This window comes from Actimicrobium sp. CCI2.3 (genome assembly GCF_035019065.1).
Taxonomy (GTDB): Bacteria; Pseudomonadota; Gammaproteobacteria; order Burkholderiales; family Burkholderiaceae_D; genus Actimicrobium.
Window position 1 is genome coordinate 48,015 of the sequence record NZ_JASJWR010000002.1, and the last position, 24,779, is coordinate 72,793.

Below are 24,779 nucleotides of genomic sequence, written 5' to 3' on the forward strand. Positions count from 1 at the left end.
GTCCGGTGATTTTGCTGATTGTAGACAAGAGGCGTAAAATATCACGGATGCATTATCCGCCGGGTTAATAGACAACTTGCGAGGCGGCTTATAAATTTCGCTAAAGCGTCGCAGGCTCATTCGATTGGCTGCGACATGGTCATCGACATTGTAATTACAGGAGCCTGCCATGGCACATGAATTCCTTTTTACCTCCGAATCTGTTTCGGAAGGCCACCCGGACAAAGTTGCCGACCAGATTTCCGATGCAATCCTGGACGCGATCCTCGAAGTCGACCCGCAAGCACGCGTTGCCGCCGAAACCTTGTGCAATACCGGCCTTGTCATTCTTGCTGGTGAAATCACGACACACGCCAACATCAATTACATCGACGTCGCGCGCGCCACGCTCAAGCGCATCGGCTACGACAATGCTGAATATGGCATCGACTACAAGAGCTGCGCAGTCATGGTTTGTTATGACAAGCAGTCGCTGGATATCAAGCAAGGCGTCGACGAAGGTACCGGTACGGACCTCGATCAGGGTGCCGGTGACCAAGGCCTGATGTTTGGTTACGCATGCGATGAAACGCCGGAACTGATGCCTGCCGCCATCTATTACGCTCACCGGATCGTCGAACGACAATCTCAATTACGCAAGGACGGCCGTCTACCCTGGTTGCGCCCGGACGCCAAGTCACAAGTCACGTTGCGTTATGTCGATGGCAAGCCAGTCGGCATCGATACCATCGTGTTGTCGACCCAGCATGCGCCGGAAATGCAGCACAAGGAAATCGAAGAAGCCGTCATCGAGATGATCATCAAGCCGGTGGTGCCACAGGAATGGCTCGATGGCACGCGCTATCTGATCAATCCAACAGGACGTTTTGTCATTGGTGGTCCGCAAGGTGATTGTGGTCTGACCGGTCGCAAGATCATCGTCGATACTTACGGCGGTGCCGCGCCGCATGGTGGTGGTGCCTTTTCCGGCAAGGACCCTACCAAGGTCGATCGTTCCGCTGCTTATGCCGGGCGCTATGTCGCTAAAAATATCGTCGCTGCTGGCTTGGCGTCGCGCTGCCAGATTCAGGTGTCGTATGCAATCGGTATCGCCAAGCCGACGTCCGTGATGGTGACGACGTTTGGTACGGGCAAGATCAGTGACGAAAAGCTGGCTGAACTGGTGAAAGAACATTTCGACCTGCGTCCAAAAGGAATCGTGCAAATGCTCGATCTGTTGCGTCCGATCTATCTGAAAACAGCGGCGTACGGGCATTTTGGTCGCGAAGAGCCTGAATTCAGCTGGGAGCGTACGGATCGTGCTGCTGCCCTGCGCGCAACGGCTGGATTGTAAAAATGGTGCCAAGGATGGCGCTGGAGATAGCATGCCTCGGGTAGCGTGCAGACAGTTGGCTGCCTCGGCTGTTCTGGCATGTTGTGTCCCGCTATCGTTCGCAGCGGCTTCCTCGCCGGCCAGTCAAGCGGCTTGGTGCAAGCGGCTGGCCGCACGGTTGCCGGAAATAACGGCAGCAGTGTGTCAGGCCAGCAACCTCCAGCCCTCCGGCGGTGTTTCCACGAATGGTTTTCCGATTTTGTCGCGGCAGATTTCCTCTGTCGACCATGGTAACTACAAGCCATTGCGCGTCATGCTACTGGGCGGGATCCATGGGGACGAGCTGACGGCATCCGCGGTCGTTTTTAAATGGTTGCAGCAGACGCAGATACCGCTGGCGCGCGAGTTTGTATGGGATGTGGTGCCGGTGCTTAATCCGGACGGTTTGCTGGCGGCCAAGCCCAGTCGTGTCAATGCTCGCGGTGTCGATCTCAATCGCAATTTCCCGACACCCGGATGGCAACAGGAAGCGACGCACTACTGGTCCAAGACCACCGCCAGCGATCCGCGTCGTTTTCCCGGAAAAGGGCCATTGTCCGAAGCGGAAACCCGTTGGTTAAAGGCAGAGATTGATCGCTTCAAGCCGAATGTCATCGTGTCCGTGCATGCCCCGTTTGGGGTGCTCGATTTTGACGGGCCAGCGCCGGTGCCGGAGCGATTTGGACGGCTGCAATTTAATCGAGTGGGTGTCTACCCGGGGTCACTGGGAAATTACAGTGGCCTGCACCGTAATATCCTCGTTATCACGATCGAATTGCCCAACGCGCAAGCGATGCCGCCGGCCAAGGAAGTAGACCGCATCTGGATTGACATGCTCACCTGGATCAAGTTGAACGTGTCTCGATCTGCAGAGTTGCCGCCAGCACCAAAGCCGTCCACACGAATTGCGACAGGTGCCGGAATAGCAATACATGAAAATTGATTTAAGGCAACGGAACATTTTTTTAATTACGTTATAATTCGCTCTCCAAGGAGCGTTGCAGCCGGACTTGCGTCAGCAAGCCGGGTCAGGCTTGGAGGCACCATCCCCCGCAACTGCGCTCACGTTTCTTTTTTTCTAACGAAAGGAGGGCGTGATGAACGCCGCAGTGTTAAACCCTCAAGTCGCAGTACTCAAAGATTATTTCGTTGCCGACCTCAGTCTCGCTGAGTGGGGCCGCAAGGAAATTCGCATCGCAGAAACCGAAATGCCTGGCCTGATGGCCATCCGCAACGAATACGCGGCAGCGCAGCCACTCAAGGGTGCGCGCATTACCGGCTCTATTCACATGACTATCCAGACCGCCGTGCTGATCCAGACACTGGAAGCGCTCGGTGCGCAGGTCCGTTGGGCTTCATGCAATATTTACTCAACGCAGGATCATGCTGCGGCCGCTATTGCTGCCGATGGCACACCGGTATTTGCCTTCAAGGGCGAATCACTCGATGAATACTGGGAATTTACCCATCGTATTTTCGAATGGCCTGCCAGCGCCGATGGCGAGCAGCATGCCAACATGATTCTTGATGACGGTGGTGACGCGACCCTGTTGCTGCACCTCGGCACCCGCGCCGAGCAAGATGCCTCTGTCTTGGACAATCCTGCTTCGGAAGAAGAAATCTGTCTTTTCGCTTCCATCAAAAAGCGTCTCGCTTCGCACCAGGGCTGGTATTCAAGCCGTCTGGCCCAAGTCATGGGTGTGACGGAAGAAACCACAACTGGCGTGCATCGCCTGTACCAGATGTTCAAGGATGGAAAACTGGCGTTCCCTGCAATTAACGTCAACGACTCTGTCACCAAATCGAAGTTCGACAATCTGTACGGTTGCCGTGAATCATTGGTTGATGGCATCAAGCGTGCGACCGATGTCATGATCGCCGGCAAGGTTGCCGTCGTCGCTGGCTATGGTGATGTCGGTAAAGGTTCGGCGCAGGCACTGCGGGCATTGTCAGCCCAGGTCTGGGTCACGGAAATCGATCCGATTTGCGCGCTGCAGGCAGCGATGGAAGGCTATCGCGTCGTCACGATGGACTATGCGGCAGAACACGCCGATATTTTCGTCACGGCAACCGGTAACTATCATGTGATTACGCTTGAGCACATGGCAAAGATGAAGGACCAGGCGATCGTCTGCAATATCGGTCACTTTGACAATGAGATCGAAATCGAGGCATTGAAGCAGTACACCTGGGAAAACATCAAGCCGCAAGTCGATCACGTAATTTTCCCTGACGGCAAGCGCCTCATCTTGCTGGCCGAAGGTCGCCTGGTCAATCTTGGCTGCGGTACCGGCCATCCGTCCTACGTGATGAGTTCGTCGTTCGCCAACCAGGTCATTGCGCAGATCGAATTGTTTTGCAATATTGACAAATATCCGGTCGGTGTCTATACCTTGCCTAAGCACCTGGACGAAAAAGTCGCCCGTTTGCAATTGCAGAAGTTGAACGCCCAATTGTCCGTACTGACTCCCGAGCAAGCCAGCTACATCGGCGTGCAGCAAGCTGGTCCGTACAAACCGGAGCAATACCGCTACTGATCCATCCTGGCTTCGTGCCAACTACCGCTTCGAGATGGCCTGCCGGCCGTAGCGAAGCGGTTTTTTCACATTAATACGGAATTTTCATGCGCCTGATAATTACCTGGTTCATCAACGCCGCCGCGCTGTTAGCGCTGCCCTACCTGATGCGTTCTGTCAGCGTCGATAGTCTTGGCGCTGCGCTGGTCGCCGCGCTAGTGCTGGGTCTGGTCAATACGCTGATTCGCCCTCTGCTGTTGTTGCTGACGTTACCAGTCACTTTCCTGACCCTTGGCCTGTTCATTTTCGTCATCAACGGCCTGATGTTCTGGGGTGTGGCCCAGATGGTCGGCGGTTTCCATGTCGCCGGTTTCGGCTCTGCCATTCTGGCGGCGGTGGTCTACAGCATTATTTCCTGGGCTCTGTCCTCCCTCATACTCGACAAAAAATGACTCATCCTGAATTCAGCATCGAATTTTTCCCGCCCAAGACAGCCGAGGGTGCCGACAAATTACGTGCCACCCGTGCCAGGATGGCTGTCATCAATCCCAAATACTTTTCAGTCACCTTTGGCGCAGGTGGCAGCACGCAGCAAGGCACGCTGGATACGGTGCTCGATATCCGCAGTGAAGGGCATCAAGCTGCGCCGCATATTTCCTGCCTCGGAAGTTCGCGAGCTCGTCTGCGTGAAATTCTGGCTGAATACCGCGCCCACGGCATTGACCGGTTAGTCGCTTTGCGCGGTGATCTGCCGAGCGGCTACGGCGCAACGGATGCTGCCTCCGGCGAATTCCGCTACGCCAGCGAGCTGGTCGAATTCATTCGAGCCGAGTCAGCCGACTGGTTTCATGTTGAAGTCGCCGCCTACCCGGAAATGCATCCGCAGGCGCGCTCGCCGTCGGATGACATGCAGCATTTTGCGCGCAAGGTAAAAGCCGGTGCCGATGCGGCGATTACTCAGTATTTTTATAACGCCGATGCGTATTTCCGGTTTGTTGATGACGCACGCAAGCTCGGTGTCGACGTGCCAATCGTCGCTGGCATCATGCCCATTACGAACTACATGCAGTTGATGCGGTTTTCGGATATGTGTGGTGCCGAAATCCCGCGCTGGATACGACTCGCGCTGGCCAGTTACGGAGATGATGCGGAATCCATCCGTGCTTTTGGTCTCGATGTGGTGACGGCAATGTGCGAGCGCTTGCTGGTCGGCGGTGCGCCCGGTCTGCATTTCTATTCGCTCAACCAGGCTGGTCCGACGATCGCGATTTGCCAGCGACTGCAGTCTTCGCTGGTCTGACTTTCATGATGTGTCGATAAAAATAGTTCACTGAAAGTAACAGCCTGAATTGACTTTTGTTTGTTGCGCTTGCCGCGACAGGCCGCTACTCTGTGCGGGCTGTCAGGCTTTCGACTCCGGAAGCTGCGGTTGGTGCGGTCAATGACCCGCCGGTAAAGGGGTTACATGACTATCCTCCGCAGAAATAATGTTCGTGTCAGCGGGCATGGCTAGCAACCGATGGTTTTTGCGCACGGCTTCGGCTGCGACCAGATCATGTGGCGTTTTGTCAGTCCGGCATTCGAGCCGGATTATCAGGTTGTGCTGTTCGATTATGTCGGTGCCGGTCACTCCGATCTGGATGCCTATGAACCGCAGCGCTATGCCAGTCTGGATGGTTATGCCCGCGATGTCGTCGATATTTGCGAGACACTCGATTTGCATGATGTGATCCTGGTCGGGCATTCCGTGAGCAGCATGATTTGCCTGCTCGCGGCGAAGATGCTGACCGGGCGGATCTCCCAACTGGTGATGATTTGCCCGTCTCCGCGCTACATCAATGACCTGCCGGGTTATTACGGCGGTTTCGAGCGGGCCGACATTGAGGGTCTGCTTGACATGATCGAACGCAACCAGACCGGTTGGACCAGCCAGTTGGCGGACATGGTGGCAAGCAATCCCGACCGTCCGGAATTAGCTGGCGAACTCCACGCCAATTTTTGCGCAATGGACCCGCTGGTTGCGCGCCGCTTCGCCGCCGCGACTTTTCTGGCTGACAACCGCAGTGATCTGGCCGAGGGCAACCTGCCTGTATTGATCTTGCAATGCACGCAGGATATCGTGGCGCCGCAGGCTGTCGGGGCGTACATGCATCGCCATCTGGCCAACAGCACGCTGATGCAACTGGACGCATTCGGACATTGTCCGCAGCTCAGCCACCCCAAAGAAACCATCGCGTTGATACGCGACTACCTTGTTCGTAACCGCTGAGTGAGTCAGCATATCCATACCAGGACGTTGGCTGGATTCGACATGCAGCGGGCACCGTGCGGCCTGTTTTTGTTCAGTGAATCGCTATTGCTGCTTTCCTCCAATAAAACATTTGCCGACATGCTCGGGGTCGACCGGGAGGCGCTCGCTGGTCTGCCACTAGACCAGTTATGGTCGTCAGCGATGCGCCTGGAATTTCACATGCGCGTCATGACGCTGCTGCACATGCACGGACATGTTGAAGAAATTGCATTGATGCTGCTGGGACCCGATGGCGTCGAAATACCGATCTTGTTTAACGCTGTGCGCCGGATCCGTGACGGCGTTGCGGTTACCGAATGCGTGGTCATCCAGATGCGCGAACGCAAGCGGCTCGAAGATGAGCTGTTTCGGGTAAAAAAAGCGACCGAGCAAATGCCAGGGGCGATCTACCAGTTCATTCTCGATGCCGATGGCACCTCCCGCTTCCCGTATGCCAGTGAAGGAATCCGGCTAATTTACGAGGTTAGCCCGATGCAGTTGCAGCGTGATGCCAAACAGGCGTTTGCGCGTATGCATCCGGATGACTTTGACCGTATCAGTGAAGGTATTCGGCTATCAGCGCAAGCGCTCAGTCCGTGGCACCAGCAATTTAGGGTCAACTTGCCGCGTCAGGGATTGCGCTGGCTCGAAGGGAGTGCCATTCCTGAGGCACGTGCCAATGGTAGCGTCCTGTGGCATGGCTACCTGGTCGATGTCACCGAGCGCAAGGCGCTGGAGATCGCCAGCGAGATGGAGCACGAACGGACCCGCGTGACCTTGCGCTCTATCGGCGATGCCGTCATTACAACCGACCGTTTTGGTCTGGTCGAATATCTCAATCCAGTGGCCGAATCGCTGACTGGATGGCGTTGCAACGAGGCCGTCGGCCATCCGGTCGATCAGGTATTTCGCATCGTACGCCAGTCCGACCGCACACCCGCCGGCAATCCGGTCACGCGTTGTCTGGCAGAAGGCGGGATCATTGGCGCAACCGCCGATGCGCTCCTGATTGCCCGGCACGGCGTCGAATACGCCGTCGAGGATTCCGCTGCGCCGATATTTTCAGCGGATCGACTGGTCAGTGGCGTGGTCATGGTTTTTCGCGATGTCACGCAACAGCGCGGACATCACCAGGAAGTCGAATACCGTTCCCGCCACGACCATCTGACCGGCCTGCCGAACCGGCTGGAATTTGATCGCTTGCTGGCGCAACTGTTTGTGTCCGCCCAAAGTGGGGACGTCGTGCACGTACTCTGCTTTATTGATCTGGATCGCTTCAAGGCGGTCAATGATAGTTGTGGTCATGCTGCCGGGGACGTGCTGTTGAAGAAGGTGTCGGATCTGTTACGTCAGTGCGTGCGAACCACCGACAAGGTGGCGCGTCTGGGTGGCGATGAATTCGCTGTCCTGCTACAAAATTGCGATTTACAGACCGCAGAGCGCATTGCCCAGACCATCTGCGATCGCATGGTCGACTTGCGTTTTGTGTTCGATGGCAAGCCGTTCGACGTGGGGGCCAGTATCGGCCTGGCTTTGCTGGATCAGCATTGGGAGAATGCGCTGGCGTTGCAACAGGCGGCTGACCAGGCCTGTTTTGCGGCCAAGGCCGCAGGTCGTGGCCGTGTCCACATCGGTGTTGGCTCCGGGCATCAGCTATTCGAGGGGCAGCCATCGCGGTCCTGGGGCATTGTTCTGCAAGAGGCGGTCGACAAAGATCGCTTCGTGCTGTTTGCTCAACCAATCCTGGCGCTGACCGATCATCCCGGTCAGCATGTCGAAATCCTGTTACGCCTCAGCGATGATAGCCAGACACTGGTGTTGCCTGGTGCCTTCCTGCCAGCGGCAGAGCGTTGCGGCCTGGCCGTGATCATTGATCGCTGGGTCGTGGCAAAGACTTGCGCGTGGCTGCTGAGCGAGTCGGGGCGCTCCGTCACTAGCGTGGGAATCAATATTTCCGGTGCCTCTGTCATCGACCCTGCCTTTCACAAGTTTGCCGTTGGCATGCTGGCCCGGATACCGGGAACCACAGTATGTTTCGAGATCACTGAATCGGTAGCGATTGAACTCGCAGCCAAGACGTTGGTCTTTTTTGATGCGATGCATGGCGCTGGTGCTCAGGTCGGGCTTGATGATGTCGGCCGCGGTCTGACGTCAATGGCTTATCTCAAGCGTATGCCGGTGGACTACCTGAAGATCGACGGCGATGTCGTCACCAACATGGCGACCGATGCGGTGAACGGCGCGATGGTACGCAGCATCAATGAAATTGGCCATTTACTGGGCATGAAGACAGTCGCCGAGGGTGTCGAAAGTGAAGCGGTCGTGCAGTTGTTACGCACAATAGGCGTCGATTATGCGCAAGGATTTCACCTCGGTGCGCCACGGGCGATCGGCTAATGGTCTGCTTCGATCCCGCTTTCGGTAATCAGCGATTGCAGCCTGACGTCGTGCGCTGCTGCCGCAAAATTACTCCTCGCACAATCGAAGGCAATACCGATGGTCTGGACCGCTGGCAACAGCGCCAGCGTGCGGTCGTACATGCCGCCGCCGTAACCAAGACGGTAGCGTTGCGCACTGATGCCGACACACGGGATGGCGATGGCGTCCGGCACCAGCAAGCGTGACAGGTCGGTCGGGATCGGCACACCGAACGCATCCGTCATCATTGCTTGGCCTGGCGCCCACGCTGCAAACGTCAGCGGCGTTGCTGGCCCGGAGACGACCGGCAAGGCCAGTTGCACGCCACGTTGCGCCAGTTGCCAGTAGGCGTCAGTCAGGTCTGGTTCGCCACGGATTGGCCAGTACACGGCCAGCGTTGCCACTTTGCTGCCAGTCTGCCAGTTCAGCAGGTGCTGGCCGATGGCCCGGCAGGCCGCGTCGCGGATGTCGCCGGTCAGCGCTTTGCGCACCGCTAGTAACTGTTCGCGCAAGACCGTTTTATCCTGGGCGAGGTCGGCTTCGGAGCGGCTGGCCCCCCATGCTATGCTTGGTTTCGTCTGGTTCATGGCAAGTCAAATTCGCGAGTGAGGTTGCAGAGGTATGTTTTCTTTGAAATGGATAGCCGGCGTGGTCCTGGCCGTGGCATCAAGCGTCATCATCGTGCCGGTTGCACAGGCTAAAAATCGCGTTGCCAGTTTTGTCAATGATGACGATGTCTTCATGGCGCTACGCGATGCCGCCCGCCAGGATGATGCCGACAAGGCCGCCGAGCTGGCAGATCGTCTGCCCGATTATGCCATTCCTTCTTATGTCGATTACTACCGCCTCAAGCCGCGTTTGCTGCAGGCATCATCGGTGGAAATTCGCGCGTATCTGCGACGCTATAACGGCAGCGCGATTGCCGACCGCTTGCGCAATGACTGGTTGCTGATCCTTGGCCAGCAACGTGACTTCGTCACGTTCGACGAGCAGTACCCGTTGTTTGCCCTTGACGATGATCTGCAACTGAAATGCTATGCGCTCTTGTCGCGCGCAAGCCGCGGCGAGCAAGTCGCGGTCGCCGCGCGCACCTTGCTGGTGTCGCCCAAGGATTATGGCGATGCCTGCTCAACGCTGATTATGTCGCTGGCACAGAGCGGTCAGTTTACGTCGGAGGATCTGTGGTGGCAGTTGCGCCTGGCGAGCGAAACCAGCCAGGTCAGCGCAGCGCGACGCCTGGCACCGCTGGTGGCAGTGACCGAAGCGCAGGTCGTCCAGGCGATTGAAAAAGCGCCGCTGGTGCTGGCGCGTGGTGTCGGCAAGTCAGCCTCGACGCATCAGCTTTTCATCATGGCGCTGGGTCGGGTGGCACGGACCAGTCCCGAGCAGGCTGCTAGCGCCTTGAGCAATGTCGAGTCGCAACTCACTGCGGACGAGCGCGCGCAGGGCTGGTCCCAGATTGCCTTGCAGGCCTCGCTCAAGCTGATGCCGGAAGCCACCACGCTGTACTGGAGTCACTCTGCCGGTGCCTTGCTCTCCAGCGACGGCTACCAATGGCGAGCCCGGATGGCTTTGCGCAATGGGGACTGGAAACTGATTCTTCAGTCCATCGATGCGATGCCCGCTGACTTGCGTAACGATGCCGCCTGGATTTACTGGCGTGGCCGCGCGCTGGCTGCCACCGGCGACGTGGTCGAAGCGCAGAAACTGTTCAAGTCAATCTCTGACCAGACCAACTTCTACGGTCAGCTGGCGCTCGAAGATCTGGGCCAGAAAATCAGCATCCCGATTCCGGGTGCGCCCTTGACCGCTCAGGAAATCGCCCCGCTGGCAGCCAACGCAGGTTTGCGTCGTGCGCTCAAGTTCTTCGACATGAACTTGCGTTTCGAGGCGGTGCGCGAATGGAACTGGGAATTGCGTAGCCTGACCGAGCGCGAACATCTGGCGGCGGCGGAATTTGCGCGCCAGAACAACGTGCTTGATCGCATGGTCAACACGTCGGACCGAACCCGCTCCGAACGCGATTTTACCCAGCGCTTTCCGTCACCGTTCCGCAATTTCATGGTCACCAGTACCAACGCGCTCGGGCTCGACATGGCCTGGGTCTATGGATTGATCCGGCAAGAGTCGCGCTTCATCATGAACGCCCGCTCGCATGTCGGTGCCTCGGGGCTGATGCAACTGATGCCGGCCACGGCACGTTATGTCGCCAAGAAAATTGGCATGGTCGATTTCGATCCCGGTCAGGTCAATGAAGTCAGCACCAACATCGAGCTCGGCACCAATTATCTCAACATGGTGTTGGGCGACCTCGATGGTTCGCAGGCGATGGCCACGGCCGCTTATAACGCCGGTCCGGGACGGCCACGCAGCTGGCGCGCGTCACTGACCCGCCCGGTCGAAGGCGCGGTGTTTGCCGAATCGATTCCGTTTGCCGAAACCCGGGGTTACGTCAAGAACGTGTTGTCCAATGCGACGTACTATGCAGCCTTGTTCGATGGCAAGCCACAATCGCTGAAAGCCCGACTCGGGATCGTGGCACCCAAGGGTTTCGTGACGGCTGAGCTGCCTTGATAAACCTCATTGATTTACTGAACGGATAACCTGTCATGACCATGCATCACTCGAACATACTGGTACTTGGTGGCACCGGCTTCGTCGGCTCACACCTGGTCGCGCAACTGGTGGCCCAGGGCCGTCACGTGATTGTCCCGACCCGACGCGCGATTCGCGCCCGGCATCTGGCTGTCCTGCCCACCGTCGAGATCGTCGAAACCGATATCCATCAGGAGCAGGCGCTGGCCAAACTGATGCGCCGTACTGATGCGGTCATCAATCTGGTCGGTATCTTGCATTCACGCCCCGGTACCGGCGCGGCCCGCTATGGTCCGGACTTCGCACGGGCTCATGTCGAACTGCCCATTCGCATCGTCGCAGCGTGCGGCGTGGCCGGCGTCAAACGCTTCTTGCACATGAGTGCACTTGGTGCCGATCGTAATGCACCGTCGATGTACCTGCGTTCAAAAGCGGCCGGCGAAGATGCGGCCCTGTCGCATCCGGCAGTGGCCACGACGGTGTTCCGGCCATCGGTGGTGTTCGGCGAGGACGATGCCTTCCTCAACATGTTTGCCGGGATGCAGCGCTGGTTTCCTGTCATTCCGCTGGGTGGTGCCGATGCACGTTTTCAGCCGATTTATGTCGAGGATGTGGCGCAGGCGTTTGTCAATGCGCTCGACAACCAGCATACGGTGGGCAAGGTCTACGAGCTGGCCGGCCCGGAAGTCTTCACGTTGCGCGAGCTGGTGCAACTGGCCGGACGTGCGTCAGGTCATCCGCGTCCGGTGATCGGCTTGCCGCCTGCGCTGGCACGCTTGCAAGCGCTGGTGCTGGAACTCGCTCCGGGCGGACCGGTGATGAGCCGCGATAACCTCGATTCGATGAAAGCCGATAACGTCGCACGCGGACCAATCGCGCCCGAACTGGGCGTCACGCCCCAAGCCCTCGAAGCGATCGCCTCACGTTACCTGGGCGAGGCGGGTTCGCGCAGTCATTTTGATCAGTATCGCGTCCGTGCCAAGCGCTGACGCTCCCTTCTCCAACTAACCCGGACCTCGCATGCAAGCCACCGAACTCGATCCTGTACTTTCACAAACCCTTGATGCCGCCGGCAAAATGCCGCTGAAACTGGTGATCGCCAACAAACGCTACTCAAGCTGGTCGATGCGACCGTGGCTGGTGCTCAAAGCGTTCGGCATTGCCTTTGAAGAAGCCAGAATTGGTCTGGATCGGCCTGATACCTCGTTGCAAATTTCTCAGTATTCGGCAGCGGGCCGCGTGCCGGTGCTGCTGGCCGGGGATATTGCGGTATGGGATTCGCTGGCGATCTGCGAATACCTGGCCGAACAGTTTCCCGAAAAAGCGATGTGGCCGACCGACGTCGCAGCGCGCGCGCTGGCGCGGTGCATCTGCGCCGAAATGCATGGTGGTTTCACTGGCCTGCGCTCGGCCATGTGGATGAACATCGGGGCGCGCTTTCCCGGCAAGGGCAGGACGCCCGAGGCGCAGTCGGATCTTGGCCGTATCATCGAAATCTGGGAAACCTGCCTGGCGCAGTCCGGTCATCACCAGTTTCTGTTCGGGGCATTCTCGATTGCCGACGCCTATTACGCGCCGGTCGTGATGCGTTTGCAGACTTATGGCGTGTCGCTGGCACCGGCCTTGCAAGCGTATGCCGACCGGGTCGTCGCTCATCCGGCCGTGGCGCAATGGATTGCCGAGGCGCTGCTCGAAACCGACCGGATTGAAAAATACGACACGTATCCGGATCTGCCGGCGACCTGAATGCCGATGAAAATCTACACCGTCGGCGGTGCAGTGCGTGATGCCATGCTCGGGTTAGCGGTCAAGGACAGGGATTACGTAGTCGTTGGTGAAACACCCGAGACGATGGTGGCGCTCGGGTACACCCCGGTTGGCAAGGATTTTCCGGTATTCCTGCATCCGCATACGCATGAAGAATACGCATTGGCACGTACCGAGCGAAAGACTGCGCCCGGTTACAAGGGCTTCGTGTTTCATGCCGCCGGGGATGTCACGCTGGAGCAGGACCTGGCCCGGCGCGACCTGACCATCAACGCGATCGCACGGGCCGACGACGGTACGCTGGTCGATCCGTATGGCGGGTGTGCAGATCTTTCCCGCAAGCTGTTTCGCCATGTCTCCGAGGCGTTTGCCGAAGACCCCGTACGGATTTTAAGAGTGGCCCGTTTTGCGGCACGTTTCAGTGATTTTTCGGTCGCGCCGGAAACCAACCTGCTGATGCAACACATGGTCGCCACGGGCGAAGTCGATGCGCTGGTACCCGAGCGTGTCTGGCAAGAACTGGCGCGCGGATTGATGGAGCAACAGCCGTCACGGATGTTGCAGGTGTTGCGCGACTGCGACGCACTGGCCCGCTTGCTGCCCGAAGTCGATGGCGACGGACCAGTGATGGCCATGTTGGACCACGCCGCGCAGCAGGGGCTGACATTGCCGGTGCGGGTCGCCGTGCTGCTGCATGACCCTGTCGGTGGCGACGCAGCAACCCGCATGCAGCGCGTCGATGCGGTCGCGGCGCGCCTGAAAATGCCAGGCGAATGTCGCGATCTGGCCGTGATGGTGGCGCGTGATGGCGCTGGTGTCGTCGCTGCGCCGGGCTGGTCTGCTGACGCCATCGTCGGTTTGATCGAGCGTTGTGATGGTTTGCGCAAACCGCAGCGGTTTGGCGACATGCTGTCGGCAGTACGCTGCATTGTTGAGGGCGGCAGCGCTTATTCCGGCCATGTATTCGCCCCGGCAGCGCTACTCGTCACCGCACTGGAAGCCGCTCGTGGCGTGCCTGCCGGCGAGATTGCTGCCGCTCTGGGTGCCCGTCCGCAAGCCATTGCACAGGCCATACGGATTGCTCGCATCGAGGCTGTGGCGCGGTCGATCGGGGCAATAAGTCGTATCGCTGCCGCACCGCAGCAGGATAACTGAAGGACTTCAAGCCACACCGGGAAACATGGCCTACAATGCGTTGGTGCGCTGCACAACTGTCCGCGCATTTTTGATAGGATCCACCATGAACCCATCGGTTATTTCCGCACCCGATCAGCCGTTGCCAAGCGCTTATCCGGACGTTCTACTGACAGTGCGTGTCAAAGAGCTGTCCGAACGCGACCGCCGTCGCATGCTGATGCACTTTCTGGCACTCGGGGACAGCGACCGTTTATTGCGATTTGGCACGACATTGCCGGACGAACTCATTACTCGCTATGTCCAGAAACTCGACTTCGTCCGCGACACCCTTTTTGGCGTCTACGACAGCGACCTGAGGCTGATCGGCGTCGGTCATCTGGCGTTTGCACCGCGTGATGCACTGCCAACCGGTGCCGATGCAACGACCAAGGAACGGGTCGCCGAGTTCGGTCTGTCCGTCTCGGAGTCGGCGCGCGGCAGGGGAATCGGTACCAAACTGTTCGAGCGTGCGGCGATCCACTGTCGCAATGCCGATGTCGACACGCTGTACATGCACTGTCTGTCATCGAACCGGACCATGATCCGGATTGCCCGCAAGGCAGGCATGCAGATCCGTCGTTCTTACGGTGAGGCGGACGCCTACCTGAAGTTACTCCCGGCCAATCCGTCCAGCGTCATGCTCGAAGCCGTGCAAGAGCAAGTTGCCCGCTTCGACTATGCCTACAAGGCGAATAACCGGGCGGCGATCAAGTGGCTCAACAGCTACCTTTCCGGCTTCAAATAATATCTTTCACACAGTTCGTCAAATTAGCGGCAGTGCCGTCGTGTCCTTGATCCGCTGCAAGGCAAAGCTCGATTTGACATCCAGTACTGCCGGATGGCGCAGCAGTGTTTCCATCATGAAGCGCGAAAAGTGTTCCATGTCTTCGACATGGACGCGCAACAGATAATCCATCTCGCCAGTCATCGCGTAGCAGGCGGCCACTTCGGGCCAGTGCGCGACGGATTCGGCAAAATCTCCGCGCGGCGAGCGGGCTCCTGATTGCGGCACAGCCGTTGCGGCATCGCTATTCTTGATCAACCGCACATTGACATACGCCAGCAGCCCGAGGCCGATTTTTTCTGCGGCCAGCAGCGCCACATATTGGCGGATGACACCGGCTTCTTCGAGCCGGCGGATGCGCCGCAAGCACGGCGACGGCGACAAATTGACACGTTCTGCCACCTCCTGGTTCGATAGTCGACCATCGGTCTGCAGGATCGCCAATATCTTCCTGTCGGTCTTGTCCAGCGGGATTGACGCCATACATCACCTCTATTTGCAATATTCCGGCAATATTATTGCGGATGGCCGTTGCGCGGTAAAGTCATTCGCAATTTTCTGCCGTCGTCCCCGACCTATACTGAGGTTCAAACACCTTTCAGGAGCCAGCATGCAATTCCAACCGTGGGACAACCCGATGGGCACCGATGGTTTCGAGTTCATCGAGTACGCTGCACCGGACCCGAAAGCGCTTGGTGCGCTGTTCGAGCAAATGGGTTTCAGCGCGATCGCCCGCCATCGCCACAAGGATGTGACGCTGTACCGTCAAGGCGAGATCAATTTCATTATCAATGGCGAGCAGGATTCGTTTGCGCAGCGCTTCGCGCGCCAGCACGGTCCGTCGATCTGCGCGATTGCCTTTCGTGTCGACGATGCCGCCTACGCTTACAAGCGTGCCCTTGAACTCGGTGCCTGGGGTTTCGATAATCGCACCGGTCCGATGGAACTCAATATACCGGCCATCAAGGGCATTGGCGATTCGCTGATTTATTTTGTCGATCGCTGGCGCGGCAAGACCGCCGGTGTCATCGGCGACATCAGCATTTATGACGTCGACTTCGTGGCCATTCCCGGCGCGGTTGCCAATCCGGTCGGCAATGGCCTGACCTACATCGATCATCTGACCCACAATGTCCATCGCGGTCGCATGAAGGAATGGGCCGAATTTTATGAAAACCTGTTTGGCTTTCGTGAGGTGCGCTACTTCGATATCGAAGGCAAGCACACCGGTCTGAAATCGAAAGCGATGACCTCGCCCTGCGGCAAGATCCGCATCCCGATCAATGAATCGTCGGATGATAAATCGCAGATTGCCGAATACCTCGACCTCTACCATGGCGAAGGCATCCAGCACATCGCGCTGGGTACCGACGACATCTACCGCACGGTCGAACAGATGGAAGCGCAGCAAGTGCAGTTCCAGAAAACCATCGCGACCTACTACGACCTGATCGACCGGCGCTTGCCCGGCCATGGCGAAAACATCGATGAGCTGCGTCGCCTCAACATTCTGGTCGATGGCACCAGCAGTGCCACCGAGCGCGAATTACTGCTACAGATATTTACGCAAACCGTGATCGGTCCGATCTTTTTTGAAATCATCCAGCGCAAGGGCGATCAGGGTTTCGGTGAAGGCAATTTCCGCGCGCTGTTCGAGTCGATCGAACTCGACCAGATCCGTCGCGGTGTCTTGAAAGATGAAAGCGTGGGGAGCTGACATGGGTGCCATTGAGCGGTCGGTCGGGCAGGAAGAATTTTTCAACACGCTGGACGACAAGTCCGATGGCGGCAAGCTGCGCGGCGATTATTCCGATGCCGATGCGCAGTACGTCGTGGCCCAGAAGTGGGCTGGTTACACGCAAGCGCAGCATGAATTGTGGCGTCGGCTTTACGACCGGCAAGTGCGCCTGCTGCCGGGGCGGGCCTGTGAGGTCTTCATCGACAGCCTGAAAAAAATGGATGCCGCTCAGGGTATTCCGGATTTTGCGCATACCTCGGCGCAGCTGATGGCAGCGACCGGCTGGACGCTGGTGGCCGTACCGGGACTGGTGCCGGACTTCACGTTCTTCGAGCACCTGGCCAACCGGCGGTTTCCGGTGACGGTCTGGCTGCGCGAGCCGGAAGAGTTCGATTACATCGCCGAGCCGGATGTGTTTCATGATTTTTTCGGTCATGTGCCGCTGTTGTTCAATCCGGTCTTTGCCGATCATTTGCAGGAGTACGGCAAGGGCGGCTTGAAGGCCATGCCGCTTGATGGCCTGACCAATCTGGGTCGTCTGTACTGGTACACGGTCGAGTTCGGCCTGATCCGGACCGAAGCAGGTTTGCGTGCATATGGTGCCGGTATCCTGTCATCGGGCGGCGAGATCGAATACTGCCTGACCAGCCCGCAACCGCGCCGGATCCGGTTCGATGCCGAACGCGTCATGCGCACTACCTACAAGATCGACTCCTATCAGGAAACCTATTTTGTGATCGACAGTTTCGAGCAGTTATTTGCGGATACGGCACCGGATTTCACGCCGATCTACGCACGTCTGAAAGACGTCGAGGCGCTGTCCGCCAATACCTTGCTGATCGGGGAGGTTAATCAAACCGCGTAACGACGTATGCCCCGTGTAGAATAAAAAAACAGACTGACGGTCCACAAGACCCGAAGAAGTCCAGACCGCGACACGATCGCATCCAAGAACATAATTTTTGGTACGGAGACAAGCATGAATGCACCCCTGAAGCCCGAGCAGTCGTTGGCACCAGACTCAATGACCTCGTCAACACCCGCGCCCATTTCGCTGGACGACAAATACACGCTGGAACGTGGCCGCGCCTTCATCACCGGCACGCAGGCGATGATCCGGCTGCCGATGTTGCAGCGCCAGCGCGACGTGCGCGCCGGACTCAATACCGCCGGCTTCATCACCGGCTATCGCGGTTCGCCGCTGGGCAGCGTCGACATGACGGCGACCAAAGCCAAAAAATATCTCGACGCCAACCACATCAAATTCCATCCCGGCATGAACGAAGACCTGGCGGCGACCAGTGTCTGGGGCACGCAGCAAGTGAACCTGTTTCCCGGTGCCCAATACGATGGCGTGTTCGGCCTGTGGTACGGCAAAGGTCCCGGCGTCGATCGTTGCGGTGATGTCTTCAAGCACGCCAACATGGCCGGCACCTCCAGACATGGCGGCGTGCTGGTGCTGGCCGGCGACGACCATGCTGCCAAATCCTCGACGACCGCGCACCAGAGCGAACACATTCTGAAAGCCTGCGGCATCCCGGTGCTGTATCCGTCCTCGGTGCAGGAATACCTCGACTACGGTTTGCATGGCTGGGCGATGAGTCGCTTCACCGGTTTGTGGGTCTCGCTCAAATGCGTGACCGACATCGTCGAGTCAGGTGCTTCGGTAGACCTCGATCCGGACCGCGTGCAGATTGTGTTGCCGACCGATCTGGCCTTGCCCGCCGATGGCCTCAACATTCGCTGGCCCGATGCCGTGCTGGATCAGGAAGCGCGGATGAACAATTTCAAGTGGTACGCCGCGCTGGCCTATGCGCGTGCCAACAAGCTCAACAAAATTATCTGGGACAGTCCGCATGCGCGGATCGGCATCATCACCGCCGGCAAGTCTTACCTCGATACACGGCAGGCACTGGCGGACCTCGGCATCGACGAAGCGATCGCCCGCGACATCGGTATTCGCCTGTTCAAGGTCGGCATGACCTGGCCACTGGAAGCGCAGGGCGTGCGCGAATTTGCGCAGGGTCTCGAAGAAATCCTGGTGGTCGAAGAGAAGCGCCAGATCCTCGAATATCAGGTCAAGGAAGAACTCTACAACTGGCGCGATGACGTGCGTCCCCGCGTGGTCGGCAAGTTCGACGACACCGGCGAATGGAGCAACACGCCCGGCATGGGTCACGGCGACTGGCTGCTGCCCGCAACCTACGAACTCAATCCGGCGCAGATCGCCCGCGCGATTGCCACGCGCATCGGCAAGTACTTTGCCGGTCATCCGGTCGCTCAGCGGGTGCAGGAACGTATCGCCTATCTCGAAGCCAAGGAAGCGGTACTCAAGGTCAGCAGCAAGCCCGATCCGGCCAAGGATCGGATTCCGCATTTCTGCTCCGGTTGCCCGCACAACACGTCAACCAAGGTGCCCGAAGGCAGTCGCGCACTGGCCGGCATTGGTTGCCATTACATGGTGCTGTGGATGGATCGCGAAACATCGACCTTCACGCACATGGGCGCCGAAGGTACGACCTGGATCGGCCATGCGCCCTTCACCAGCGAACAGCATGTGTTCACCAATCTTGGCGATGGCACGTACTTCCATTCCGGCTTGCTGGCAATCCGTGCTTCGGTCGCGGCCAAGGTCAACATGACCTACAAGATCCTGTACAACGATGCAGTCGCGATGACCGGCGGCCAGACTGTCGATGGCCCGATCGATCCCGGCATGATATCGCGCCAGATTGCCGCCGAAGGTGTCGGCCCGATCATCGTCGTCACCGACGAGCCGGACAAATATCCGTCCGGTTACGCCTGGGCTGACGGCGTGACGGTGCGCCATCGCAGCGAACTCGATGCGGTGCAGCGCGAACTGCGCGAGTGCAAGGGCATCTCGGCGATGATTTACGACCAGACCTGCGCGTCCGAAAAACGCCGCCGCCGGAAACGCAACGAGTACCCGGACCCAGCCAAACGCGCTGTCATCAACGAGGCCGTTTGCGAAGGTTGTGGCGATTGCAGCGTGCAATCGAACTGCCTGTCGGTCGAACCGCTGGAGACTGAATTCGGTCGCAAGCGCCAGATCAACCAGTCGTCATGCAACAAGGACTTCTCGTGCGTGACCGGTTTCTGTCCGAGCTTCGTCACGGTCGAGGGCGGCAAGCTGAAGAAGCCGAAAAAAGTCGCGGTGTCGAAAGACCCGGCAAGTACTCCTGCGATGCTGTTGCCGCAGCCGATTTTGCCGACCACGGTCACGCCGTACGGCATTCTGGTTGCCGGCATCGGTGGCACCGGTGTGGTTACCGTCGGCCAGATTCTGGCGATGGCCGCGCACATCGAAGGCAAGGGCTGCTCGGTGCTCGACATGAGCGGACTGGCGCAAAAGGGCGGGCCGGTGATGTCGCATGTGCGACTGGCCGATCATCCCGACGACATCCATTCGACCCGCGTCGGTACCGGTGCCTCGGACCTCGTGATCGGCTGTGACGTGATCGTCGCGGCCAGTCGCGATGCGTTGTCGCGCATGGGTGAAGGGCGCACTTATGCGGTCATCAATTCGACCAGCACACCGACGGCCGCCTTCGTCAAGAATCCGGACTGGCAGTATCCGGGCGAGGCGGCCGACGCCGAATTGCGTGCGGCCTGCGGCAACGACCGGGTCGATTTTGTCGATGCCGGCAAGATCGCCACGGCGCTGATGGGCGACACGATTGCGACCAACATGTTCATGCTCGGCTATGCCTGGCAAAAAGGGCAGGTGCCGCTGACGGAAGCCGCGCTGATGCAGGCCATCACGCTCAATGGTGTTTCGGTCGACTTCAACAAGCAGTCGTTCGTCTGGGGCCGCACTGCCGCGCATGACCTGGCCGCAGTCGAAAAAATCACCCGCGTCAATGACACCACAGCGCACATCATCGAGTTCAAGCGGATACCGCATCTTGACGAGCTGATCGCTACGCGGGTCGCGTTCCTGACGGCGTACCAGAACACCGTCTACGCAAAGCAATATCGCGATGTTGTCGAGCAGGTGCGGGTTGCCGAGCAAGGCATCGTTGATGCTGGCAAGCCATTACGTCTCACCGAAGCGGTCGCGAAATACCTGTTCAAATTGATGGCTTACAAGGACGAGTACGAAGTCGCACGGCTCTACACCAACACGGTCTTCGCCAAAAAAATCGATGGCCTGTTCGAAGGCGACTACAAGATCAAGTTCCACCTCGCGCCGCCGCTGTTTGCAAAGAAGGATGCGCAAGGTCACTTGATCAAGCAGGAATTCGGACCGTGGATGATGCAAGCCTTCGGCGTGCTGGCAAAGTGCAAGGGCTTGCGGGGAACCGCGTTCGATCCGTTCGGCTACACCAGCGAACGCAAGACCGAACGTGGACTGATCGTCGCGTATCGGCAGACCATCGCTGCGCTGCTGCCGAGACTGACGCCAGCTAACTTGTCCACAGTGCTTGCCATTGCCAGCATCCCCGAAGAAATTCGTGGCTACGGGCACGTCAAGGACAGGCATCTGGTGGCGGCGAAGTTGAAAGAAACGGCGCTGCTGGCGAGCCTGGATGCGCCGGTGATTACGCTGTTATCGAGGGCGACTCAGTCGGCTTAACCGGCTGGCATTGATGCAGGCGACAGTGTGCGCTGTCCCTGCGTCATCGTCCCGTCTACCTACACATCAGCACTCTTCTGTTGCCGGAACCCGGCATACCCGTTGGCGCGCAATGCGCATGCCGGGCAGGTGCCACAGCCGTAGCCCCAGTCATGCAGGGTGCCGCGTTCGCCAAGATAGCAGGTATGGGTGCCGGTGCGGATCAGGTCGACCAGCGCTGCGCCACCGAGTGACTCTGCCAGTGCCCACGTGTCGGCCTTGTCGATCCACATCAGCGGGGTTTCCAGTTTCAGACGCGTGGCCATGCCCAGATTGAGCGTGACCTGCAAGGCTTTCATCGTGTCGTCGCGGCAATCCGGGTAACCGGAAAAGTCCGTTTCGCACATGCCACCGACCAGCACATTCAAACCCCGTCGATAGGCCAGCGTGGCCGCCACCATCATGAACAGCAAATTGCGACCGGGGACGAAGGTATTGGGCAAGCCGTTTTCCAGCATCGCGATCTCGACGTTGCTCGTCAGTGCCGTGTCTGAAATCTTGCCGATCAGCGACAGGTCGATGACGTGGTCTTCGCCGAGCTGGCGATCCCACTCGGGCGACTGTGCGCGCAGGCTGGCCAGCACGCCCGGTCGCACGGTCATCTCGATGGCGTGGCGCTGACCGTAGTCGAAGCCGATGGTCTCGACCCGGTCATAGCGTTGCAGCGCCCAGGCCACGCAAGTCGTGGAATCCTGGCCGCCGCTGAAAAGGACGAGTGCACCTGTGGAAGTAGTCATATGAAGTCCTTGGTGCGGTTGAGAGGCAATGATCGCCATCGCGGTGATACAGTTGCTGGTTTAATCAGGTGGCAATTATAAGTCGCGCTGTAGCCTGTTGGCGTCGTCGAGAAAGTCGTGCACGCGGGATGCAACAAGCGTGTTGCGTTGTATTTGCGAAATGATTTATAGTTGCCGTACGGTAAGTTTTGGTTGTATTACAAAAAAGCGCGAAAGCGCGATATTTCACGCCTACAATCCGATTTTGTCTTTAAGAAACATGTGGTGCCGCACCGGATCGCAGGCGGTAGCAACACCATTTGATCAACCTGATCTTCCGTTGCCCGCGGTTTCGAAAGCTGTCCCATGTCTACATTGCGCCGTGATGTTTCAGCCGGGTTCACGCTCATTGAAGTGATCGTGGTCATCGCCATTGCCGCAATCCTGTTGTCGGTTGCCGTGCCATCGTTCGTGTCGACAACGCAGCGTTTTCGCACACTGGGCGAGATCAACAGTTTTGCCCATGATCTGCAGTTTGCGCGGACTGAAGCGATCAAGCAGGGCGTGTCGGTCTCGGTCTGTGCATCGGCGGATGGTGCAACCTGTCTGAAGGCGAATACCTGGCACATGGGCTGGATCATATTTGCCGATGCGGCGCAGGTACTCAAGGTCACCAAACCCGCCGATCTGATTCGCATCCAGCCGGGCTGGAGCAATACCGATACGCTACTTGCCGACAACGCCGTCTTTTCATTTACGTTCAGCCGTGACGGCTCTACGGTCGGCTTGCCCGGTACCGGAACAGTCACCACCACCCTGCATACGACACCAGTCAACAGCAACGCCACACAATGTCTCGCGCTCATCAAAACCGGGCGGCAGCAGGTTTTACCAGCGGGGCCGGGATGCGTATGAATAAATTGACCGATCATTGCGGCTTCACGCTGCTTGAAGTGATGATCGCAATGTTCGTGACCGCCATTGGTTTGCTGGGTTTGGCCAAGATGCAGTCACTGGCTATTTCCAGTACGCAAAACGCCGGTAGCCGGTCGATGATCGCGTTTCAGGTCGGTAGTCTGGTGTCGGCGATGCACGCCAACAAAAGCTACTGGGGCTATGGCGGCGCGCCCGCCACTTTTTCTGCCAAAGGACTGGTCGTGACCGATAATTCCGGCGAACTCAACGCCAGCGCCAGCGCCAGCGGTGCCTGCCTGTCTGCGAGCTGTACGCCGGTCCAGTTGGCAGCGCTCGACATGCAGGCCTGGGCTGCCAGCATGAACGGCCGCTTCCCGACCTATAATGCGCGCTTCAATTGCACCACGGATATCACCGCACCGATTGGCTGCGAGATCTTTGTCAGCTGGACCGAGAACCGTGTCGCCATCAGCAAGGCAACGTCTGGTGGAGCCGATACGCAAGTGCAATCCTATAGCGTGTACGCCAAACCATGACGGCGCGCCTGCTTCGACGTCCCTCGGGCTTTACGCTACTCGAGTTGATGATTTCGATCACGATCACGCTCTTCCTGATGGCCGGCATGCTGGTCATGGTCGTGAACATGAAGGGGAGCTTCACGACGCAGGACCAGCTTGGTCGCACGCAGGAAAATGCGTTGTTTGTACTGACCATTCTCGACACCACGATCCGGCATGCCGGCTATTTTCCTGATCCTCTCGTCAGCACGGAAGGTGCGGCGATGCCCGCCACGACCACGGCCAACGCGGATGGAACGACCTATCTGGCAGGCCAAAGCATTACCGGCACGGCGGGTGTCGGGGCAGTCAGCGATACGATTACCGTACGTTTTCAGGCGGCCAGCAACGATGGCTTGTCGAACTGTGCCGGTGATACCAACAAGACGGCTGGCAAGGTCAGTTGGAGCAACACCTTCGCCATCGATGCGAACAACCATCTGACCTGTACCGTGAGTGTCGATGGTGGTGCGCCTGCTGCCGCGGTCGTGTTGATTGATAACGTCGCGTCGCTGCGTGTGCTGTACGGGGTCGATTCAACGGGCAACAATAATGTCGACCGTTACGTCAGCGCGACCGATATCGGTACCACCTATCCGTACACGAGTGTCCATTCGGTGCAGTTAAGCATTGTATTGAGTGACCTGATCAATTCGACCGCCGTCACCAAGGCGACGTTGCCGGTACTCACGCACACGATCAATCTGATGAACAAGACCTACGCGGAGGGCGCTTCATGAGCAGGCGATTTCATCGTCGACAATCAGCACGCGGCGTTGCACTCATCAGTGCGATGCTCATCCTCGTGATGCTGACCTTGCTGGCGCTGTCGATGTTTCGCGGCTTCGGCCTGCAGCAAAAAATCGCTGGCAACGTGCTGGAAAAATCACGAGCGTTCGAGGCCGCAGAAAGTGCCTTGCAGTACGGCGAATTCTGGCTAACGCAAAACGCAGGGCTAACCGGCGTGCCATGTACCTCGACGATCATCATTACCTCCGACGCCGACATGCGGGTATGCGATACGGCTCTGGCAACGCCGGCTGATCCTGCCAGTTGGGTCGGCGCTTCGACCTACACGCCATTGGGCATGCAAGTGCAGGCCGATGGCGGCGCGATCGTCAACGGAAACAGCAATGCCGACATCAACTACGCCCGCTCACCGGCACTGTATATCGCGTACATGGGGCTGGGTCCCAATGGCACCGATGCGCTGTATTCCGTCACGGGTGTCGGGTACGGTGGCAGCAAAACCAGTGCGGCGGTGGTACAAAGCGTCGTTCGCCAAACCGCAAAAGTGACTTCGCTGACCGGACCGTAAAG

General features: G+C 58.4%; 22 protein-coding genes and 1 riboswitch. Of the genes, 19 read left to right on the forward strand and 3 right to left on the reverse strand.

The features are described 5' to 3' along the window. Positions 1-169: 169 nt before the first annotated feature. The 7 genes from metK to QN370_RS01530 all read left to right on the forward strand — a co-directional run bounded on the left by metK (position 170) and on the right by QN370_RS01530 (position 8,554). Complete coding sequence (gene metK, locus QN370_RS01500) at positions 170-1,333, forward strand: methionine adenosyltransferase (protein ID WP_322128959.1); 1,164 nt, start codon at positions 170-172, stop codon at positions 1,331-1,333. 31 nt (positions 1,334-1,364) lie between these two features. Continuing rightward, entirely contained in the window at positions 1,365-2,294 is a 930-nt protein-coding gene (locus tag QN370_RS01505; protein ID WP_322128958.1) for a M14 family zinc carboxypeptidase, read from the forward strand. A gap of 41 nt (positions 2,295-2,335) precedes the next feature. Then, positions 2,336-2,422, forward strand: a riboswitch (S-adenosyl-L-homocysteine riboswitch). A gap of 26 nt (positions 2,423-2,448) precedes the next feature. Then, entirely contained in the window at positions 2,449-3,888 is a 1,440-nt protein-coding gene (gene ahcY, locus QN370_RS01510; protein WP_322128957.1) for an adenosylhomocysteinase, read from the forward strand. An 86-nt stretch (positions 3,889-3,974) separates the two neighbouring features. Further along, a complete protein-coding gene (locus QN370_RS01515) occupies positions 3,975-4,319 on the forward strand; it encodes a phage holin family protein (protein ID WP_322128956.1) in 345 nt (114 codons plus the stop codon). Beyond that, complete coding sequence (gene metF / locus QN370_RS01520) at positions 4,316-5,167, forward strand: methylenetetrahydrofolate reductase [NAD(P)H] (RefSeq protein WP_322128955.1); 852 nt, start codon at positions 4,316-4,318, stop codon at positions 5,165-5,167. The genes QN370_RS01515 and metF overlap by 4 nt, the downstream gene beginning before the upstream one ends. A 219-nt stretch (positions 5,168-5,386) precedes the next feature. Then, a complete protein-coding gene (locus QN370_RS01525) occupies positions 5,387-6,136 on the forward strand; it encodes an alpha/beta hydrolase (RefSeq protein ID WP_322128954.1) in 750 nt (249 codons plus the stop codon). A 42-nt stretch (positions 6,137-6,178) separates the two neighbouring features. Beyond that, positions 6,179-8,554, forward strand: a complete 2,376-nt coding sequence (locus QN370_RS01530) for a bifunctional diguanylate cyclase/phosphodiesterase (RefSeq protein ID WP_322128953.1) — start codon at positions 6,179-6,181, stop codon at positions 8,552-8,554. Here QN370_RS01530 and QN370_RS01535 read toward each other — a convergent pair. Then, complete coding sequence (locus tag QN370_RS01535) at positions 8,551-9,162, reverse strand: 5-formyltetrahydrofolate cyclo-ligase (protein WP_322128952.1); 612 nt, start codon at positions 9,160-9,162, stop codon at positions 8,551-8,553. The genes QN370_RS01530 and QN370_RS01535 overlap by 4 nt on opposite strands. 34 nt (positions 9,163-9,196) lie before the next feature. Between QN370_RS01535 and QN370_RS01540 the strand changes: the two genes are divergently transcribed. From QN370_RS01540 to QN370_RS01560, 5 genes are all read left to right on the forward strand, one after another. After that, the gene (locus tag QN370_RS01540) at positions 9,197-11,149 is read left to right on the forward strand and encodes a lytic transglycosylase domain-containing protein (protein WP_322128951.1); all 1,953 of its coding nucleotides are present in this window, start codon (positions 9,197-9,199) and stop codon (positions 11,147-11,149) included. A gap of 41 nt (positions 11,150-11,190) precedes the next feature. Next, positions 11,191-12,159 (forward strand): complex I NDUFA9 subunit family protein, encoded by a 969-nt coding sequence (locus QN370_RS01545; RefSeq protein WP_322129205.1) that lies wholly within the window; start codon positions 11,191-11,193, stop codon positions 12,157-12,159. Positions 12,160-12,190: 31 nt separating this feature from the next. Continuing rightward, positions 12,191-12,916 (forward strand): glutathione S-transferase family protein, encoded by a 726-nt coding sequence (locus tag QN370_RS01550; protein WP_322128950.1) that lies wholly within the window; start codon positions 12,191-12,193, stop codon positions 12,914-12,916. Positions 12,917-12,922: 6 nt separating this feature from the next. Then, positions 12,923-14,092, forward strand: coding sequence for a multifunctional CCA tRNA nucleotidyl transferase/2'3'-cyclic phosphodiesterase/2'nucleotidase/phosphatase (locus tag QN370_RS01555; protein WP_322128949.1), 1,170 nt, complete (start codon positions 12,923-12,925; stop codon positions 14,090-14,092). 85 nt (positions 14,093-14,177) lie between these two features. Further along, entirely contained in the window at positions 14,178-14,858 is a 681-nt protein-coding gene (locus QN370_RS01560) for a GNAT family N-acetyltransferase (protein WP_322128948.1), read from the forward strand. Between the two features lie 18 nt (positions 14,859-14,876). On the opposite strand, the gene QN370_RS01565 is transcribed toward QN370_RS01560, so the two are convergent. Next, complete coding sequence (locus QN370_RS01565) at positions 14,877-15,380, reverse strand: Lrp/AsnC family transcriptional regulator (protein WP_322128947.1); 504 nt, start codon at positions 15,378-15,380, stop codon at positions 14,877-14,879. A 127-nt stretch (positions 15,381-15,507) separates the two neighbouring features. On the opposite strand from QN370_RS01565, the gene hppD reads away from it, so the two are divergent. The 3 genes from hppD (at position 15,508) to QN370_RS01580 (ending at position 21,232) form a co-directional block, all read left to right on the forward strand. Continuing rightward, positions 15,508-16,614 (forward strand): 4-hydroxyphenylpyruvate dioxygenase, encoded by a 1,107-nt coding sequence (gene hppD / locus QN370_RS01570; RefSeq protein ID WP_322128946.1) that lies wholly within the window; start codon positions 15,508-15,510, stop codon positions 16,612-16,614. A 1-nt stretch (position 16,615) separates the two neighbouring features. Further along, positions 16,616-17,500, forward strand: a complete 885-nt coding sequence (gene phhA, locus QN370_RS01575; protein WP_322128945.1) for a phenylalanine 4-monooxygenase — start codon at positions 16,616-16,618, stop codon at positions 17,498-17,500. Between the two features lie 114 nt (positions 17,501-17,614). Next, entirely contained in the window at positions 17,615-21,232 is a 3,618-nt protein-coding gene (locus tag QN370_RS01580) for an indolepyruvate ferredoxin oxidoreductase family protein (protein ID WP_322128944.1), read from the forward strand. Positions 21,233-21,291: 59 nt separating this feature from the next. Here QN370_RS01580 and queC read toward each other — a convergent pair whose 3' ends face one another. Next, a complete protein-coding gene (gene queC, locus QN370_RS01585; protein WP_322128943.1) occupies positions 21,292-22,008 on the reverse strand; it encodes a 7-cyano-7-deazaguanine synthase QueC in 717 nt (238 codons plus the stop codon). A 345-nt stretch (positions 22,009-22,353) separates the two neighbouring features. Here queC and QN370_RS01590 point away from each other — a divergent pair, with 345 nt between their 5' ends. Genes QN370_RS01590 through QN370_RS01605 form a run of 4 tightly spaced genes read left to right on the forward strand, consistent with a single transcriptional unit; the run spans position 22,354 to position 24,777 of the window. Beyond that, entirely contained in the window at positions 22,354-22,902 is a 549-nt protein-coding gene (locus QN370_RS01590) for a GspH/FimT family pseudopilin (RefSeq protein ID WP_322128942.1), read from the forward strand. Next, positions 22,899-23,438, forward strand: coding sequence for a type IV pilus modification protein PilV (gene pilV, locus QN370_RS01595; RefSeq protein ID WP_322128941.1), 540 nt, complete (start codon positions 22,899-22,901; stop codon positions 23,436-23,438). The genes QN370_RS01590 and pilV overlap by 4 nt, the downstream gene beginning before the upstream one ends. Next, on the forward strand, positions 23,435-24,199 hold the full coding sequence (locus tag QN370_RS01600) for a PilW family protein (protein ID WP_322128940.1): 765 nt from the start codon (positions 23,435-23,437) through the stop codon (positions 24,197-24,199). The genes pilV and QN370_RS01600 overlap by 4 nt, the downstream gene beginning before the upstream one ends. Then, positions 24,196-24,777, forward strand: coding sequence for a pilus assembly PilX family protein (locus QN370_RS01605; protein WP_322128939.1), 582 nt, complete (start codon positions 24,196-24,198; stop codon positions 24,775-24,777). The genes QN370_RS01600 and QN370_RS01605 overlap by 4 nt, the downstream gene beginning before the upstream one ends. Positions 24,778-24,779: the final 2 nt, after the last annotated feature.

What these genes read in the sequence shown, in the direction of transcription:
- QN370_RS01535 (WP_322128952.1), bottom strand. Translation starts at nt 9,162, where the DNA reads ATGAACCAGACGAAACCAAGCATAGCATGGGGGGCCAGCCGCTCCGAA.
- pilV (WP_322128941.1), top strand. Translation starts at nt 22,899, where the DNA reads ATGAATAAATTGACCGATCATTGCGGCTTCACGCTGCTTGAAGTGATG.
- queC (WP_322128943.1), bottom strand. Translation starts at nt 22,008, where the DNA reads ATGACTACTTCCACAGGTGCACTCGTCCTTTTCAGCGGCGGCCAGGAT.
- QN370_RS01555 (WP_322128949.1), top strand. Translation starts at nt 12,923, where the DNA reads ATGAAAATCTACACCGTCGGCGGTGCAGTGCGTGATGCCATGCTCGGG.
- metK (WP_322128959.1), top strand. Translation starts at nt 170, where the DNA reads ATGGCACATGAATTCCTTTTTACCTCCGAATCTGTTTCGGAAGGCCAC.
- QN370_RS01600 (WP_322128940.1), top strand. Translation starts at nt 23,435, where the DNA reads ATGACGGCGCGCCTGCTTCGACGTCCCTCGGGCTTTACGCTACTCGAG.
- QN370_RS01565 (WP_322128947.1), bottom strand. Translation starts at nt 15,380, where the DNA reads ATGGCGTCAATCCCGCTGGACAAGACCGACAGGAAGATATTGGCGATC.
- QN370_RS01530 (WP_322128953.1), top strand. Translation starts at nt 6,179, where the DNA reads ATGCAGCGGGCACCGTGCGGCCTGTTTTTGTTCAGTGAATCGCTATTG.
- QN370_RS01605 (WP_322128939.1), top strand. Translation starts at nt 24,196, where the DNA reads ATGAGCAGGCGATTTCATCGTCGACAATCAGCACGCGGCGTTGCACTC.
- ahcY (WP_322128957.1), top strand. Translation starts at nt 2,449, where the DNA reads ATGAACGCCGCAGTGTTAAACCCTCAAGTCGCAGTACTCAAAGATTAT.
- QN370_RS01545 (WP_322129205.1), top strand. Translation starts at nt 11,191, where the DNA reads ATGCATCACTCGAACATACTGGTACTTGGTGGCACCGGCTTCGTCGGC.
- QN370_RS01560 (WP_322128948.1), top strand. Translation starts at nt 14,178, where the DNA reads ATGAACCCATCGGTTATTTCCGCACCCGATCAGCCGTTGCCAAGCGCT.
- metF (WP_322128955.1), top strand. Translation starts at nt 4,316, where the DNA reads ATGACTCATCCTGAATTCAGCATCGAATTTTTCCCGCCCAAGACAGCC.
- QN370_RS01590 (WP_322128942.1), top strand. Translation starts at nt 22,354, where the DNA reads ATGTCTACATTGCGCCGTGATGTTTCAGCCGGGTTCACGCTCATTGAA.
- hppD (WP_322128946.1), top strand. Translation starts at nt 15,508, where the DNA reads ATGCAATTCCAACCGTGGGACAACCCGATGGGCACCGATGGTTTCGAG.
- QN370_RS01525 (WP_322128954.1), top strand. Translation starts at nt 5,387, where the DNA reads ATGGTTTTTGCGCACGGCTTCGGCTGCGACCAGATCATGTGGCGTTTT.
- QN370_RS01515 (WP_322128956.1), top strand. Translation starts at nt 3,975, where the DNA reads ATGCGCCTGATAATTACCTGGTTCATCAACGCCGCCGCGCTGTTAGCG.
- QN370_RS01505 (WP_322128958.1), top strand. Translation starts at nt 1,365, where the DNA reads ATGCCTCGGGTAGCGTGCAGACAGTTGGCTGCCTCGGCTGTTCTGGCA.
- QN370_RS01550 (WP_322128950.1), top strand. Translation starts at nt 12,191, where the DNA reads ATGCAAGCCACCGAACTCGATCCTGTACTTTCACAAACCCTTGATGCC.
- QN370_RS01540 (WP_322128951.1), top strand. Translation starts at nt 9,197, where the DNA reads ATGTTTTCTTTGAAATGGATAGCCGGCGTGGTCCTGGCCGTGGCATCA.
- QN370_RS01580 (WP_322128944.1), top strand. Translation starts at nt 17,615, where the DNA reads ATGAATGCACCCCTGAAGCCCGAGCAGTCGTTGGCACCAGACTCAATG.
- phhA (WP_322128945.1), top strand. Translation starts at nt 16,616, where the DNA reads ATGGGTGCCATTGAGCGGTCGGTCGGGCAGGAAGAATTTTTCAACACG.